Annotated in this window: 12 protein-coding genes and 1 tRNA gene; 8 read left to right on the forward strand and 5 right to left on the reverse strand. The window is 65.0% G+C overall.

Annotated features, from left to right (window positions below; all coding sequences use genetic code 11):
* The 5 genes from ASD75_RS22570 to ASD75_RS22590 all read left to right on the forward strand — a co-directional run bounded on the left by ASD75_RS22570 (nt 1) and on the right by ASD75_RS22590 (nt 4,428).
* A complete protein-coding gene (locus ASD75_RS22570) occupies nt 1-1,278 on the forward strand; it encodes a heme biosynthesis protein HemY (protein ID WP_056066830.1) in 1,278 nt (425 codons plus the stop codon).
* 383 nt (nt 1,279-1,661) lie between these two features.
* The gene (locus ASD75_RS22575) at nt 1,662-2,234 is read left to right on the forward strand and encodes a cytochrome b (RefSeq protein WP_056748240.1); all 573 of its coding nucleotides are present in this window, start codon (nt 1,662-1,664) and stop codon (nt 2,232-2,234) included.
* Nucleotides 2,235-2,353: 119 nt separating this feature from the next.
* The gene (locus ASD75_RS22580) at nt 2,354-2,929 is read left to right on the forward strand and encodes a YceI family protein (RefSeq protein ID WP_056748242.1); all 576 of its coding nucleotides are present in this window, start codon (nt 2,354-2,356) and stop codon (nt 2,927-2,929) included.
* A gap of 87 nt (nt 2,930-3,016) precedes the next feature.
* Nucleotides 3,017-3,592, forward strand: coding sequence for a YceI family protein (locus ASD75_RS22585; RefSeq protein WP_015015334.1), 576 nt, complete (start codon nt 3,017-3,019; stop codon nt 3,590-3,592).
* A gap of 212 nt (nt 3,593-3,804) precedes the next feature.
* Nucleotides 3,805-4,428 (forward strand): VOC family protein, encoded by a 624-nt coding sequence (locus tag ASD75_RS22590; protein ID WP_056748244.1) that lies wholly within the window; start codon nt 3,805-3,807, stop codon nt 4,426-4,428.
* 165 nt (nt 4,429-4,593) lie between these two features.
* On the opposite strand, the gene ASD75_RS22595 is transcribed toward ASD75_RS22590, so the two are convergent.
* Nucleotides 4,594-6,453, reverse strand: coding sequence for a M48 family metallopeptidase (locus tag ASD75_RS22595; protein ID WP_056748246.1), 1,860 nt, complete (start codon nt 6,451-6,453; stop codon nt 4,594-4,596).
* A gap of 467 nt (nt 6,454-6,920) precedes the next feature.
* Here ASD75_RS22595 and ASD75_RS22600 point away from each other — a divergent pair, with 467 nt between their 5' ends.
* Together ASD75_RS22600 and galU are read left to right on the forward strand one after the other, a co-directional pair.
* On the forward strand, nt 6,921-9,818 hold the full coding sequence (locus ASD75_RS22600; protein WP_056748247.1) for a valine--tRNA ligase: 2,898 nt from the start codon (nt 6,921-6,923) through the stop codon (nt 9,816-9,818).
* A 133-nt stretch (nt 9,819-9,951) separates the two neighbouring features.
* Nucleotides 9,952-10,839, forward strand: coding sequence for a UTP--glucose-1-phosphate uridylyltransferase GalU (gene galU / locus ASD75_RS22605; protein WP_056066808.1), 888 nt, complete (start codon nt 9,952-9,954; stop codon nt 10,837-10,839).
* Nucleotides 10,840-10,922: 83 nt separating this feature from the next.
* On the opposite strand, the gene ASD75_RS22610 is transcribed toward galU, so the two are convergent.
* The 3 genes from ASD75_RS22610 to cysM form a co-directional block, all read right to left on the reverse strand.
* Complete coding sequence (locus tag ASD75_RS22610; RefSeq protein WP_056067086.1) at nt 10,923-11,150, reverse strand: sulfurtransferase TusA family protein; 228 nt, start codon at nt 11,148-11,150, stop codon at nt 10,923-10,925.
* Nucleotides 11,151-11,155: 5 nt separating this feature from the next.
* The gene (locus ASD75_RS22615; protein WP_056748250.1) at nt 11,156-11,740 is read right to left on the reverse strand and encodes an NUDIX domain-containing protein; all 585 of its coding nucleotides are present in this window, start codon (nt 11,738-11,740) and stop codon (nt 11,156-11,158) included.
* 123 nt (nt 11,741-11,863) lie between these two features.
* Complete coding sequence (cysM, locus tag ASD75_RS22620) at nt 11,864-12,766, reverse strand: cysteine synthase CysM (protein ID WP_015015341.1); 903 nt, start codon at nt 12,764-12,766, stop codon at nt 11,864-11,866.
* Between the two features lie 39 nt (nt 12,767-12,805).
* On the opposite strand from cysM, the gene ASD75_RS22625 reads away from it, so the two are divergent.
* Nucleotides 12,806-12,890: transfer RNA gene (locus ASD75_RS22625), tRNA-Leu, on the forward strand.
* 279 nt (nt 12,891-13,169) lie between these two features.
* Here ASD75_RS22625 and ASD75_RS22630 read toward each other — a convergent pair.
* On the reverse strand, nt 13,170-14,048 hold the full coding sequence (locus ASD75_RS22630) for a DUF6279 family lipoprotein (RefSeq protein ID WP_082565135.1): 879 nt from the start codon (nt 14,046-14,048) through the stop codon (nt 13,170-13,172).
* Nucleotides 14,049-14,101 lie beyond the last annotated feature (53 nt).

A 14,101-nucleotide genomic window follows, 5' to 3' on the forward strand; every position in this document is an offset into this window, starting at 1 on the left:
ATGCGCGCTGCACTCTGGCTTTTGGCGTTGTTTGGCGTGGCGGTGGCGGCCGCGCTGTTTGCGGGCAACAACCAGGGCACCGTCACCCTGTACTGGCCGCCTTACCGCATCGACTTGTCGCTCAACATGGTGGTATTGCTGCTGGTGGGCGGCTTTGTCACCGTGTATGCGGCGCTGCGGGCCCTGGCGGCGCTGCTGGCGCTGCCACACCAGGCACGCCGCTGGCGCGTGCAGCAAAAAGAGCGTGCCATGCACGGTGCACTGCTCGACGCTTTGACCCACATGCTGGGAGGCCGGTTCATCCGCTCGCGCAAGGCCGCTGTGGCCGCGCTGTCGCAAGAACACGCGCTGGAGGCCAGCGGCGAGGCGGTGCCCCACGGCAAGCAGCTGCGCGCGCTGGCCCACATGATCGCCGCCGAGGCGTCACACGCACTGCAAGACCGCGCCACCCGCGAAAGCCACCTGCAGGACGCACTGCAGGAAGCCCCCATGCGCGGCTCCATCAACGAGCAGGAAATGCACGAAGGCGCCCAGATGCGCGCCGCCCGCTGGTCGCTGGACGACCGCGATGCCAACGCGGCGCTCGACCGCCTGGCAGCCCTGCCCCAGGGAGCCGCGCGGCGCACTCTGGCGCTGCGCATCAAGCTCAAGGCCACCCGTCTGGCGCGCCAGACGCAAGAGGCGCTGGACACCGCACGCCTGCTGGGCAAGCACCGTGCGTTCTCACCCAATGCCGCACAGAGCATCGTGCGCGGCCTGGCCACCGAACTCATCAACAGCGCGCACGATGTCGCTCAGTTGCAGCAGATCTGGCTGTCGCTGGAGACCAGCGAGCGCAACATGCCCGAGCTGGCCATCCACGCCGCCCAGCGGCTGGCTGCACTGGGTGGCGATGCCACGCAGGTGCGTGCCTGGTTGCTGCCCGTGTGGGAACGCATGGTGGAGCTGCCCGATGCCTTGGCCGAGCAACACGCCCTCAAGCTGGTGCGTGCGCTGGAGGCGGGGCTGGATGCGCTCGACGGCCCCTGGCTGGCCCGCATCGAGTCCGCCCAGCAAGCCAACCCACGCGACGCCCGCCTGCAATACCTGGCGGGCATGGCCTGCCTCAAGCGCCAGCTGTGGGGCAAAGCCCAGCAGCTGCTGACCCAGGCAGCCCAGCAGCTCAACGACGCGCCAATGCGCGCCAGCGCCTGGCGCCACGTGGCCGAACTGGCCGAGCAACGCGGCGACGACAGCGCCGCCGTCAGCGCCTGGAAACAGGCCGCGCTGGCCCGATAACCCGGGCATCGCGGGTTGCTCTGGCGCCCCGCCCCCGTACCGCCCGCCATCGCTGCACTTGATGCAGCCACGCCACCTCCCCCATTCGCCAAGGTGTCTCCACAGGGGCACCGGCGCACCAGCAAGGTCCATGCAGGCGCCACGCCGGTGCCCTGCGGATGCCAGCAAATAGCCGCTCCGCAGAAATTGCACAGCATTGGGGAACTTTGAGCGCTCAAGGCATATCGATTCAATAAATTTGAATCAAGGCATCAATCTGCCTGAAGCTGATCACAGCCAGCGCTTCCTACACTGCGCCATCGCCCAGCGCGTTGTGCCGCCAAGTCCGGCGGCCCTTGCAGCCTTCGCTCACCTCATTTTTACACCGACCTCCAGATTCGCTGATGACAGCCACTTCCACGACGACCCTCGACACCCCGCGCCGGTACACGCGCACCGCCATGCTGTTGCACTGGGTGCTGGGCCTGGCGCTGATCGCTCTGTTTGGCGTCGGCGTCTACATGGCTGACCTGCCCTTTTCGCCCCAACGGCTGAAGCTGTACAACTGGCACAAATGGGCCGGCGTGACCATCCTGGTGCTGTCGGCGCTGCGCCTGCTGTGGCGCGCCACGCACCGCCCACCGGCGCTGCCCAAGGCGATCGAGAAGACCATGCCCGGCTGGCAGAAGCTGGCACACCACGGCACCCACCACTTGCTGTACGTGCTTTTCTTCGCCGTGCCCCTGATTGGCTGGGCCTACAGCTCGGCGGCGGGGTTCCCCATCGTGTTCCTGGGCCTGTGGCAGCTGCCCGACCTTGTGCCGGTGAGCAAGGACCTGGCCGAGGCCATCAAGCCCTGGCACCAGTACACCGCGTTTGCATTGGCCGCGCTGGCGCTGCTGCACATCTCCGCAGCGCTCAAGCACCAGCTGGTCGACCGTGATGGCCTGCTGCACCGCATGCTCCCCGGGAAATAACCAGCCTCCACCTCCAGGGCGCCATGGCAACCCCTGGTGGGCGCCTTGCGCACCTCAAAGGTCGCTCGCCCCCCTGCGACCACCGCTTCCACCTTTTGTGAATTGAACGGAGTTTCTGCATGCATCTGTCTTCTACCTTGTCCCGCATCGTGATCGGCGCTGCCCTCGTTGCGGGCGCGCAAGCCGCCCTGGCCCAGCAGCAGTTGGTGCCCGCGCAGAGCGAGGTGCAGTTCACCGCCCGCCAGATGGGCGTGCCACTGGAAGGCCAGTTCAAGAAGTTCAGCGCCCAGGTAGCGTTTGACCCGGCCAAACTGGCCACCAGCAAGATCGCCTTCACGGTGGACACCGGCAGCGCCACGCTGGGCTCCCGCGAGACCGATGCAGAGCTGCCCAAGCCCGCGTGGTTCAACGTGCCCAAGTTCCCGCAGGCCCAGTTCGTGTCGTCCAGCATCAAGGCCCTGGGCGGCGGCAAGTTTGAAGTGGCGGGAGCGCTCACCATCAAGGGCAACAGCCAGAACGTGGTGGTGCCCGTGACGCTGACCCAGAACGGCACCACCACCACCGCCACAGGCGCGCTGCCCATCAAGCGGCTGGCCTTCAAGATTGGCGAAAACGAGTGGGCCGACACCTCCATGGTGGCCGACGACGTACAGGTCAAGTTCAAGCTCGCGCTGACCGGCATCGGCAAGCTCTGAGCGCTGCGCCCCTCTGCATTTGGCCGCCGCTGCTAGCGACCTCCCCTTTCCCTTTGTCCTTTCCTTTTTGACCCATCAGGAGTTTCCATGCGCAAGTCCCTCTTCGCCCTGGCCGCCGCTGCCACCCTGTTCGCCGGTGCTGCCCAAGCTCAATCGGCCAATTACGCCATCGACCCGACGCACACCTTTGCCTCGTTCGAGATCAGCCACTTTGGCGCTGCCGTGAACCGTGGCCGCTTCGACAAGAAGGAAGGCACCGTCCAGTTCGACAAGGCCGGCAAGTCGGGCAAGGCCGAGATCACGTTCGATGTGACCTCGGTGAACACGGGCACGCCCGCCTTTGACAAGCACCTGCAAAGCGCTGACCTGTTCGACGCGGCCAAGCACCCCACGATGAAGTTTGTCTCCAGCAAGTTCGTCTTCAACGGCGACAAGGTCGCCAGCGTGGAAGGCCAGCTCACGCTGCTGGGCAAGACCGCCCCCTTGACCCTCAAGGCCAACCAGTTCAACTGCTACGACAGCCCCATGCTCAAGCGCGAAGTGTGCGGCGGCGACTTTGAAGCCACCATTGACCGCACCCAGTGGGGCATGAACTACGGCGTGGAATGGGGCTTCCCCAAGAACGTGCGCCTGGTGGTGCAGATCGAAGCCGTGAAGCAGTAAACCAGGCCGAGCAGACCTGGGGTGCAGCGGTCTGACTTGCTCCGCCCTGCCTCCGGCTGCTTGCGACCAGCCACCCGTGCGCCTTGCACCGGGTGGCTTTTTCTTTGGGCCAGCCCTTCCTCATCTGCAAGCCTTCTGGGTATAAAAAATTAACTTAACGTAAATCAATTACGAATAGTAGAATTGCATTCACCGATTTGAGGAGACTCTGCATGAACGCCGTTCTGAACCCGACCGACCTGGCCAACCTGCCGGCACCCGCCGCCGTCCAGCAGTTGCACCACTACGCCTACAAGGCCCGCGACGCCGAGGAAACGCGCCAGTTCTATGAAGACATCCTGGGCTTGCCGCTGTACCACATCATCCAGAGCGACTATGTGCCCAGCACCGGCGAGTACTGCCCCTACACCCACTTCTTCTTCCGCCTGCAGGACGGCTCGTTTATCGCCTTTTTCGACCTGGGCGACGATGTGAAGGCCGAGCCCTCGCCCAACACGCCCCTGTGGGTCAACCACATCGCGTTCCGCGTGAACACCGTGCAGGAGCTGGAGAACACCAAGCAGCGCCTGGAGGCGCATGGTGTGGAAGTGCTGGGCGTGACGGACCACCACATCTTCAAGAGCATCTATTTCTTCGATCCCAACGGCATTCGCCTGGAGCTGTCGGCCCAGCTGGCCAATGACGAGCAGATGGAAAAAGACAGCACCGTGGCCCACGCCCGCCTGCGCGAGTGGACGGCGCGCAAGGAGCAATGGCGCAAGGAACGCGCCGAAGGCAAGGTGGATGCGCCGCTCAAGCCCCAGCAAAACGACCGGCCGGAGTTTGTGCGCAAGTAAGCCGACCTGACCCCAGAGGCCTCCACGGTCCATGGGGCCGGCTGCACTGGCTGTGGTGCGCAGCCCCGTCCAACGGCCCTCCCACCGCTTTGCGATGGGATTTTTGGCCCTGCAGCGCTGAAGCGCTACATCCCATTGCCCCAAAAGCTATACAAAAGATAGCAGCTATCCCGCTGCCTGCTGCTGCGCCCGCATGATCTGGTGGCGCTGCCAGTAGGCCCCCACCACGGCGTTGAACTGGTCCTTGTCCTTCTTGAGACCGGGCAGCTTGATCTTGCTGGTCTTGGCGCCCAGGCCCAGGGCGTTCTTTTCGGGGTGGGTCACGATCAGCGCGTTGCCAAAGCTGCTTTCCTTGAATTCCAGCCCCTTGATGGCGTCCCAGAACACCGTGGTCTCATCGGCCGAGGTACGGATCCCGTCAATGCTCACCTCCACTGTCGCGTCGCCCTTGAGGGCAAACACCACGGGCGGGAAGTACTGCAGCACCAGGGCCCGCTCCTCGTCGTTGGCGGGCTCGTAGCGGTAGGCCAGGCTGCGCTCGTGATCTTGCGCAAACTGCTGCTCGTAGGCGCTCCACAGCCGCTGCTCGATGGCGTCGGCAGTCAGGATCTCCTGCACCCAGGTGGTGGCGGGCACTCGCACGGCGATGGCGCCGTAGTCGCGCTCTTTCAGGGCCATGCCCACGTTGCGCAGGCGCTCGGGCATGGCGGGGTGTGAGTCGAAGGGGTGCGGCACATTGGCCGTCTTCATCGCATCCACAAAGTCGGGCGATGCTGCGTACGGCGCCAGGCCCTGGGCCACAAAACTGGCAATGCCCAGCGTGCTGTTGTCGTGCCGCTCGTTGCGGCCGAACAGTTCGTCCTCGATGCGGTAGCGGTATTGGGCGTAGGCGGCAATCTTGACCAGCGACTGTGCAATCGCCGCCGGGCTCACCAGCTTGGCCGCCAGGCGGTCGGCCTTGAACTCGCGCTCGCGGCTGTCGCTGGCCAGGGCGATTTCGAAGATGGTGCGGTACAGGTCCAGCAGGGGCGACGCCATGGCCGACAGCCCGCCGGTGCGGATGGCATGGCGGTAGTGGTCAAACTGCACCAGCTTGGGCCCCAACTGCGCGCTGCGCCGCGTGTCGCCCCCGCGCAGGTGGGCCAGTTCATGGCCCAGCACGGCGTCGGCCTCGGTCTGGTCCAGGATGCGCAGCAGCGGCAGGCTCACAAACAGCGTGCGGCCCGTGAGGGTTTGCTGGCCCACGGTGATCGGAGCCTCGGTCACGAAGAAGTTGGCATCGATGCCGGCCACGATGTGCCGGGGCGGCTCGGTCTTCAGGCGCTGCGCCAGGTGGCGGATGCGCTGCCACAGCAGCGGCGCATCGGCCTCGGCCACCAGCTCGCCCACCACCTGGTTGCTGGACTGCACCCGCTTGAAGATGCCCGCCACCGCCACCAGCACCCCCGCCGCCACGGCAAACCCCACAAACAGCACCAGCTTGGGCGAGTACTTGTGGAAGAAAAACGCCGTCACCCAGAACGACAGCCACACTGCCATTGCCCCTTGCACCACCAGCGCCGTGGCGCTGGCCCAGGAGGTCAGGCGCCAGCCCGCCACAAAGCTCGCGTACTGCAGGGTGCGGTCAGCAAACGCCAGTGCCCCCAGCCCCAGCACCGCCAGCAGCAGCGCCGCACTGGCCACCAGCGTCCACAGCGACAGCTTGCGCGCCATGTGGAACTGCCAGACATCGGAGAAGGTGTCGCACAGCGCCTCGCGGTATTCGCGGGCCTCGGGGTCCGCATTGCTGCAGATGGTGGACGGCGGGTTGCTGCGGTAGTAGTCCTTGCGCGCCTGCTTCTCGTCGGCGGGCAGGCCCTTTTCGGCATCGATGCGCTGGCTGATACCGGCCACAAAACGGGTGTCCTGGTCGGTCTGGACATGGCGGGTGAACACGTAGGTCACCGCAGGCACCAGAAACAGCGCCAGCAGCGCATAGGCAAAGACCTTGACCAGGCCCAGGCGCCAGGCAGATTGAAACGTCATAGGTTCAGATGGTTGTGACGGCCCGGCACCGTGGCACCGGAAGGCTGAACGCCCCCCGCAAGCCACTGCACCAGTCCTTGTTGTAAATCGTGATCCTTAGAGCGGCTAACAAAACTCAGCGGAGCGGCCCTGGCTAGGCGTTTCGCCGCAGGCAGTACAAGCAGTACGACAAGGCGAGACAACGACGCCAGGGGAGTTTTGTTAGCCGCTCTCAGAGCCTGGTCCGCGTTGCCGCGCCCTCCTCGCTCTGTGGGGCGGGATTATCGGGACGCATTCACCCGCGCACCCAGGCTCAAGGTAACCATTGGAAAGAATCGGCCGACAGACGGCGCGCAATTGCCAAACGGCCCAAGCCCCCGCGGGGCCAGCGCCGGGGTGGCGGTCCCTTAAAATGTGCGGTTCACCCTCTTGTTCGTCGGAGCGCTCCCTGCGGCCGCTCCGCCCCACTGCCCCCACTGCGACACCCCATGAGCACGCCCCAACCACAACCCGGCCTCGAAAGCCTGTCCAAGTCGTTTGAACCTGCCGCGCTGGAAGCCCATTGGGGCCCCGAATGGGAAAAGCGCGGGTATGGCACCGCAGGCCACCGTGGCACGGGCCAGCCCCAGGCGGGCGAGCCCGCCTTTTCCATCCAGCTGCCCCCGCCTAATGTGACGGGCACGCTGCACATGGGCCATGCGTTCAACCAGACGATCATGGACAGCCTCACGCGCTACCACCGCATGCGCGGCTTCAACACGGTGTGGGTGCCGGGCACCGACCACGCGGGCATCGCCACGCAGATCGTGGTGGAGCGCCAGTTGCAGGAGCAAGGCATCAGCCGCTACGACATGGGCCCCACCCCGCCCGAGGCGCGCAAGAACTTTGTGAGCAAGGTGTGGGAGTGGAAGGAAAAGTCCGGCAACACCATCACCACGCAGATGCGCCGCATGGGCGACAGCGTGGACTGGAGCCGTGAATACTTCACCATGGACGACAAGCTCTCCAAGGTGGTCACCGACACCTTCGTGAAGCTCTACGAGCAGGGCCTGATCTACCGCGGCAAGCGCCTGGTGAACTGGGACCCGAAGCTGCAGTCCGCCGTGTCCGACCTGGAAGTCGAGAGCGAAGAAAAAGACGGATCGCTGTGGCACATCGCCTACCCCCTGGCCGATGGATCGGGCAGCCTGACGGTGGCCACCACCCGGCCTGAAACCATGCTGGGCGACGTGGCGCTGATGGTGCACCCCGAGGATGCACGCTATACGCACCTCATCGGCAAGATGGTCAACCTGCCGCTGTGCGACCGCCAGATCCCGGTGATCGCCGACGAGTACGTGGACAAGGAATTCGGAACCGGGGTGGTTAAGGTCACCCCCGCGCACGACCAGAACGACTACGCCGTGGGCCAGCGCCACAAGCTGCCCATGATCGTGGTGCTGACGCTGCAGGCCACCATCAACGAGAACGCCCCCGCCAAGTACCAGGGCATGGACCGCTTCGTGGCCCGCAAGGCCGTGGTGGCCGACCTGGAAGCCATCGGCGCGCTGGTCGAGGTGAAGAAGCACAAGCTCATGGTGCCCATTTGCACCCGCACCGGCCAGGTGATCGAGCCCATGCTGACCGACCAGTGGTTCGTGGCCATGAGCAAGGTGAGCGACCAGGACCCCACGGGCAAGAGCATTGCGCAAAAGGCCATCGACGCGGTGGCCAGCGGCGAAGTGACCTTTGTGCCCGAGAACTGGGTGAACACCTACAACCAGTGGATGAACAACATCCAGGACTGGTGCATCAGCCGCCAGCTGTGGTGGGGCCACCAGATTCCGGCCTGGTACGACGAAGAAGGCAACGTGATCGTGGCCCGCGACGAAGCCGAAGCCCAGGCCAAGGCGCCCGGCAAGAAGCTGCGTCGCGACGAGGATGTGCTGGACACCTGGTACTCGTCCGCCCTCGTGCCCTTCAGCACCATGGGCTGGCCCAACCAGGGCGACAGCGCCACCGACGACTTCAACCTGTACCTGCCCAGCACCGTGCTGGTCACGGGCTACGACATCATCTTCTTCTGGGTCGCCCGGATGATCATGATGACCACGCACTTCACGGGCCGCGTGCCGTTCAAGCATGTGTACATCCACGGCCTGGTGCGCGACGCGCAGGGCAAGAAGATGTCCAAGTCCGAAGGCAACGTGCTCGACCCGGTGGACCTGATCGACGGCATTGCGCTGGAGCCCCTGCTCGACAAGCGCACTACCGGCCTGCGCAAGCCAGAGACCGCGCCCACCGTGCGCAAGAACACGCAAAAGGAATTCCCCGAGGGCATTCCGGCCTATGGCGCCGATGCGCTGCGCTTCACGTTTGCCGCACTGGCATCGCTGGGCCGCAGCATCAACTTCGACAGCAAGCGCTGCGAGGGCTACCGCAACTTCTGCAACAAGCTCTGGAACGCCAGCCGCTTTGTGCTGATGAACTGCGAAGGCCAGGACTGTGGCCTGAAAGAGCACACCAAGGAAGAGTGCCAGCCCGGCGGCGCGGCCCACGGCTACATGCAGTTCAGCCAGGCCGACCGCTGGATCAGCTCGCTGCTGCAAAAGACCGAGGCCGAAGTCGCCAAGGGCTTTGAGGAATACCGCCTGGACAACGTGGCCAACACGATCTATGACTTTGTCTGGAACGAGTACTGCGACTGGTACCTGGAGATCGCCAAGGTGCAGATCCAGAACGGCACCGAAGCGCAGCAACGCGCCACGCGCCGCACGCTGATCCGCACGCTGGAAGCCATCCTGCGCCTGGCCCACCCCATCATCCCATTCATCACCGAGGCCCTGTGGCAGGTGGTGGCACCTGTGGCCGGCATCCCGGGCGAATCGGTCAGCATTGCGCGCTACCCCCAGGCCCAGCCCGAGAAGATCGACGAGGCCGCGATTGCCCACATGGGCCGCGTGAAGGGCCTCGTGGACGCATGCCGCGCGCTGCGGGGCGAGATGAACGTGTCTCCCTCCACCCGCCTGCCCCTGTACGTGGTGGGCGACACCGAGTTCATGCGTGGCGTGGGCCCGGTGCTGCAGGCGCTGGCCAAGCTCAGCGAGGTGAAGGTGTTTGACGACGAGTCCGCCTGGGCCGCCGCCGCACAGGCCGCGCCCGTGGCCGTGGTGGGTGACGCCCGCATGTGCCTGTACATGGAGATCGACGTGGCGGCTGAGAAGGCGCGCCTGTCCAAGGAAATCGCCCGCATCGACGGCGAGATCACCAAGGCGAACAACAAGCTGTCCAACGAAGCCTTTGTGGCCAAGGCCCCTGCGGCGGTGATCGAGCAGGAGAAAAAGCGCATTGCCGACTTCGGCGCCACGCTGGGCAGATTGCGCGATCAGCTGACAAGGCTGGGCTAAAACCCGGGCCATACTGCGCCATGGCAGCCCGTCCCGTAGGGGCTGTCCGCCCCGTTTTCATGTTTTGCCGGTGTGGGTTACGGACTGCAGTGCAGCCCGGGCACACCGTCACCCATCCGTCCAGAGGAGCCCCATGACTGTTGCCACGACCGTTCGCAAAGCCGTTTTCCCCGTTGCCGGACTGGGCACGCGTTTTCTGCCCGCCACCAAGGCCAGCCCCAAGGAGATGCTGCCCGTGGTGGACAAGCCGCTGATCCAGTACGCAGTGGAAGAGGCATACGCCGCCGGCATCCGCCACATGATTTTTGTGACCGGCCGCAGCAAGCGCGCCATTGAAGACCACTTCGACACCGCCTACGAGCTGGAGGCCGAGCTGGAGGCAGCCGGCAAGAAGGAACTGCTGGAGTTGGTGCGCTCCATCCAGCCCAGCGACATGGACTGCGCCTTTGTGCGCCAGCCGCGCTCGTTAGGGCTGGGCCACGCAGTGTTGTGCGCGGAGCCCCTGGTGGGCAAGGAGCCCTTTGCCGTGCTGCTGGCTGACGATTTGATGGTGGGCCCCCAGGGCGGTCAGCCCGTGCTGGCGCAGATGGCGACCGCGTTCCGCCAGCAAGGCCGATCGGTGATCGCCGTGCAAGAGGTGCCCGAGGACCAGGTGCACAAGTACGGCATCGTGGCGGGCGAGCCTGCCGGTGGCCCGTTGATCCGCATCCAGCGCATTGTCGAAAAGCCCAAGGCGGCCGATGCCCCCTCGCGCATGGGCGTGGCGGGCCGCTACATCCTCACGCCCGGCGTGTTTGACGAGATCCGCAACCAGCCGCGCGGCGTGGGCGGCGAGATCCAGCTCACCGATGGCATTGCGCGCCTGATGAACAATGAAGCCGTGTACGCCTTCCAGTACGAAGGCAAACGCTACGACTGCGGCAGCAAGGAAGGATTTCTGGAAGCGACGGTGGAACTGGCCCTGCAGCACCCGCAGGTGGGGGCGCACTTCCGGGACTACCTAAAGAACCTGGCGCTGTAAACGCAGCCGGCCAAGCCCTCTGAAACTTCAAAATCGATAGCTGCCCGTGCTTATTGGATAAGCGCTGGCAGCCATTTTTACGTTCAACGGCGGCGCAGGATGTGGATGAACTCCTCGCCCACGGTCTGTTGCTCCACCAGCTCGTTGCCGGTCTGCTTGGCAAACGCCTGAAAGTCGCGCAGCGATCCGTTGTCTGTCGCCACCACCTTGAGCAGCTGGCCGCTGGCCATGTCCGACAGCGCCTTCTTGGCCTTGAGGATGGGCAAGGGGCAATTCAGGCCCCGGGTGTCGATTTCTTTGTGAATGTCCATGGTCATCAATCCTTTGGCGGCGTCGCGGCCGGGGCTTGTTCGTCCAGCCCACGGCGGCGTTCTGCATTTTCTTCGGCCGTGAAAAACACGGGCTCGTGGCCCCGTGTGCGCAGCCAGTCGGCCAGCGCGTAGCCCGTGCCCGCAGGCCAGCATTTGAGGTCTGGCAGATCGTACAACCGGTAGTCCACCAGCTCCGGCGACAGTTGCACCTGCCCGGTGGCCACCACGTGGTAGGCAATGATGACCTGGTTCATGCGCAAAAACTCGTAGGCACCCACCAGGGTGGTGGACTGCACATCGAGGTTGGTCTCTTCCTTGACCTCGCGCGCAATGCCCTCCTGGGGCGACTCGCCCGCCTCCATGAAGCCGGTGATCAGCGCAAACATCTTGCCCGGCCATGCCGCATTGCGCGCCAGCAGCACCTTGCCGTCGATCTCCACAATGGCAGCCAGCACGGGCGTGGGATTGTTCCAGTGCGTCCAGCCGCAGGCGGGGCAGCGCAGCCGCTCCTTGTCGCCGCCATCCTCGGCCAGCGTGATGGGCTGCAACTCGGTGGCACAGTGGGGGCAAAAACGAACTTCGTAGGGCATATGCTATCTTTTATGTAGCTGCTGAGGCATGTTCAACTAGCACAAGCAGCCATTCTGATTCAAAAACCTGCGAGGAGGCGCCCGGCAATGCCCTGGAGCCCACTGCGCAGGCCATTCCACAGGTCACGCAGGAAACACCCCGGTCGACAAATACCGGTCGCCCCGATCGCACACGATGAAGACGATGGTGGCATTGCTGTCGCGCGCTGCGATCTGCTGCGCCACCCAGCACGCGCCTGCAGCCGAGATGCCGGCAAAAATGCCCTCTTCGCGCGCGAGGCGGCGGCACATGTCTTCGGCGCTGTCCTGGCTCACATACACCAGCTCATCGACCGTGCTGGCGTCATAAATCTTGGGCAGATACTCCTGCGGCCACTTGCGGATGCCCGGGATGCGCGAGCCTTCTTCGGGCTGTGCACCGATGATCTGGATGGCAGGGTTCTTCTCCTTGAGGAACCGCGACACGCCCGTGATGGTGCCCGTGGTGCCCATCGCGCTCACAAAGTGGGTGATGCGCCCGCCGGTCTGCTCCCAGATCTCGGGGCCCGTGGTTTCGTAGTGAATGCGGGGGTTGTCGGGGTTGCCAAACTGGTCCAGCACCTTGCCCTCACCACGCTTTTGCATGGCCTCGGCCAGGTCACGGGCGTGCTCCATGCCGCCGCTCTTGGGTGTGAGCACCAGCTCGGCACCAAAGGCTTTCATGGTCTGCGCACGCTCGATGGACAAATCCTCGGGCATCACCAGCACCATGCGGTAGCCCTTGATGGCCGCGGCCATCGCCAAAGCGATGCCGGTATTGCCCGACGTGGCCTCGATCAGCGTGTCGCCAGGGCGGATATCGCCACGCTCTTCGGCGCGGCGGATCATCGACAGTGCAGGCCGGTCCTTGACGGACCCCGCCGGGTTGTTGCCTTCCAGCTTGCCGAGCACCACATTGCCCCGCGCCGCGTTGTCCTGGGCCCCAATGCGCTGCAGCGCCACCAGCGGCGTGTTGCCTACCGCGTCTTCAATCGTCGGATATTTCATACGCCCTACTGTGCCATAATTCAGGGCTTCACATATTCCGCCCGGGTGGTGAAATTGGTAGACGCAGGGGACTCAAAATCCCCCGCCGCAAGGCGTGCCGGTTCGATTCCGGCCCCGGGCACCACAGTCAACAAGGCCGGTAGCTTCCACGAGCTATCGGCCTTTTTGCTGGGCTGGACGATCTGACACCTGCACTGGGGGCCTGCACACCCCTGCGCCGTACCGCACCACCCTCCATGACCGCCCAAGACCTGATCGCGCACGCCACCGTGCTGGCCTACCGGCTGGCGGGTTATGCCCTGCAGAACATGGCCGAGGATGCGGCCCTGCTGGCGATGATGTTCTGCTGACCTTCGCGTCGCGGCAGCAGCCTTTGCGCTTCGCCCCACCCTCGCGCTGCACATCAGCGCGCAGCCAGCAACAGGAAGTCCTGCTCATAACCCCTGAGGGATTGCGCCGCACGCAGCCGGTGCGCAGGCGTCATGGCGTTGTGCAGGCGCGCAAACCCCTCGCAGCCCTCGGCCACCAGCGCTTGTGCGTAGCGCTGGTAGGCGACGTCCGGTGACGTCACCACGCGGTCCAGAAAGCCGAGCATCAGCGTGCGGGCCTGGGCGGTGTTGCCACGGTCGGCCTGGATGCTGCGCAGCACCTGCACCAGGTCTTTTTGCCGGCGCACGCGCTCGGCGTAGGTGCGCTGCGGGTCAAAAGCCGACTGGGCGACAAAGGCGCGCAGCACGGCCTTCTGGGGCTCGTCCAGCGCGCCATAAAAGGTTTCGAGCCGCGACGAGAGGTCCTTGAAGCGGCGCTCGCGCATCTTGTCGGGCGATGGGTCCAGCCATTCGGATTTCCAGTCAGCGTTGCTGTCGGCCTGCTTGCGCTCCAGATTGCGGATCTGCGCCTCGGACAGCTGCGAGGCCAGCCACACCACCTTGGGCTCGGCCTGGGCCAGCACCTTGTCCAGCTGTGTACGTGCCTCGTCATAGATGCGGCAGGCCTGCTCGGGGGTGATGGTGGCTGGCAACTGCTGCTGCACCTTTTGCAACAGCTCGGCATGCTGGGGCAGCATGGTGTCGCGGTGCCAGCGGTGCAGGTCGCCCAGGTCGCCCCGCACGCGCTCCGTCTGCGCGTCCGACAGGTCAAGGTAACGGTTCAGCTGCCAGTACGCCAGGTGGGGCACCTGGTTGTACGCCAGCCGCACCGTGCTGCAGCCCGCCAGCAGCATACCGGCAACGGCCAGCGCGGCGATGCACAGGGTGGTGCGCAAACGGGACAAAACGGGCACGGCGGCTCCAGACAAGAGGAATGGCACAGGATAGGCCCAACGCTGCACACGGC

The sequence above is a fragment of the Acidovorax sp. Root568 genome (genome assembly GCF_001427445.1).
GTDB lineage: Bacteria > Pseudomonadota > Gammaproteobacteria > Burkholderiales > Burkholderiaceae_C > Acidovorax > Acidovorax delafieldii.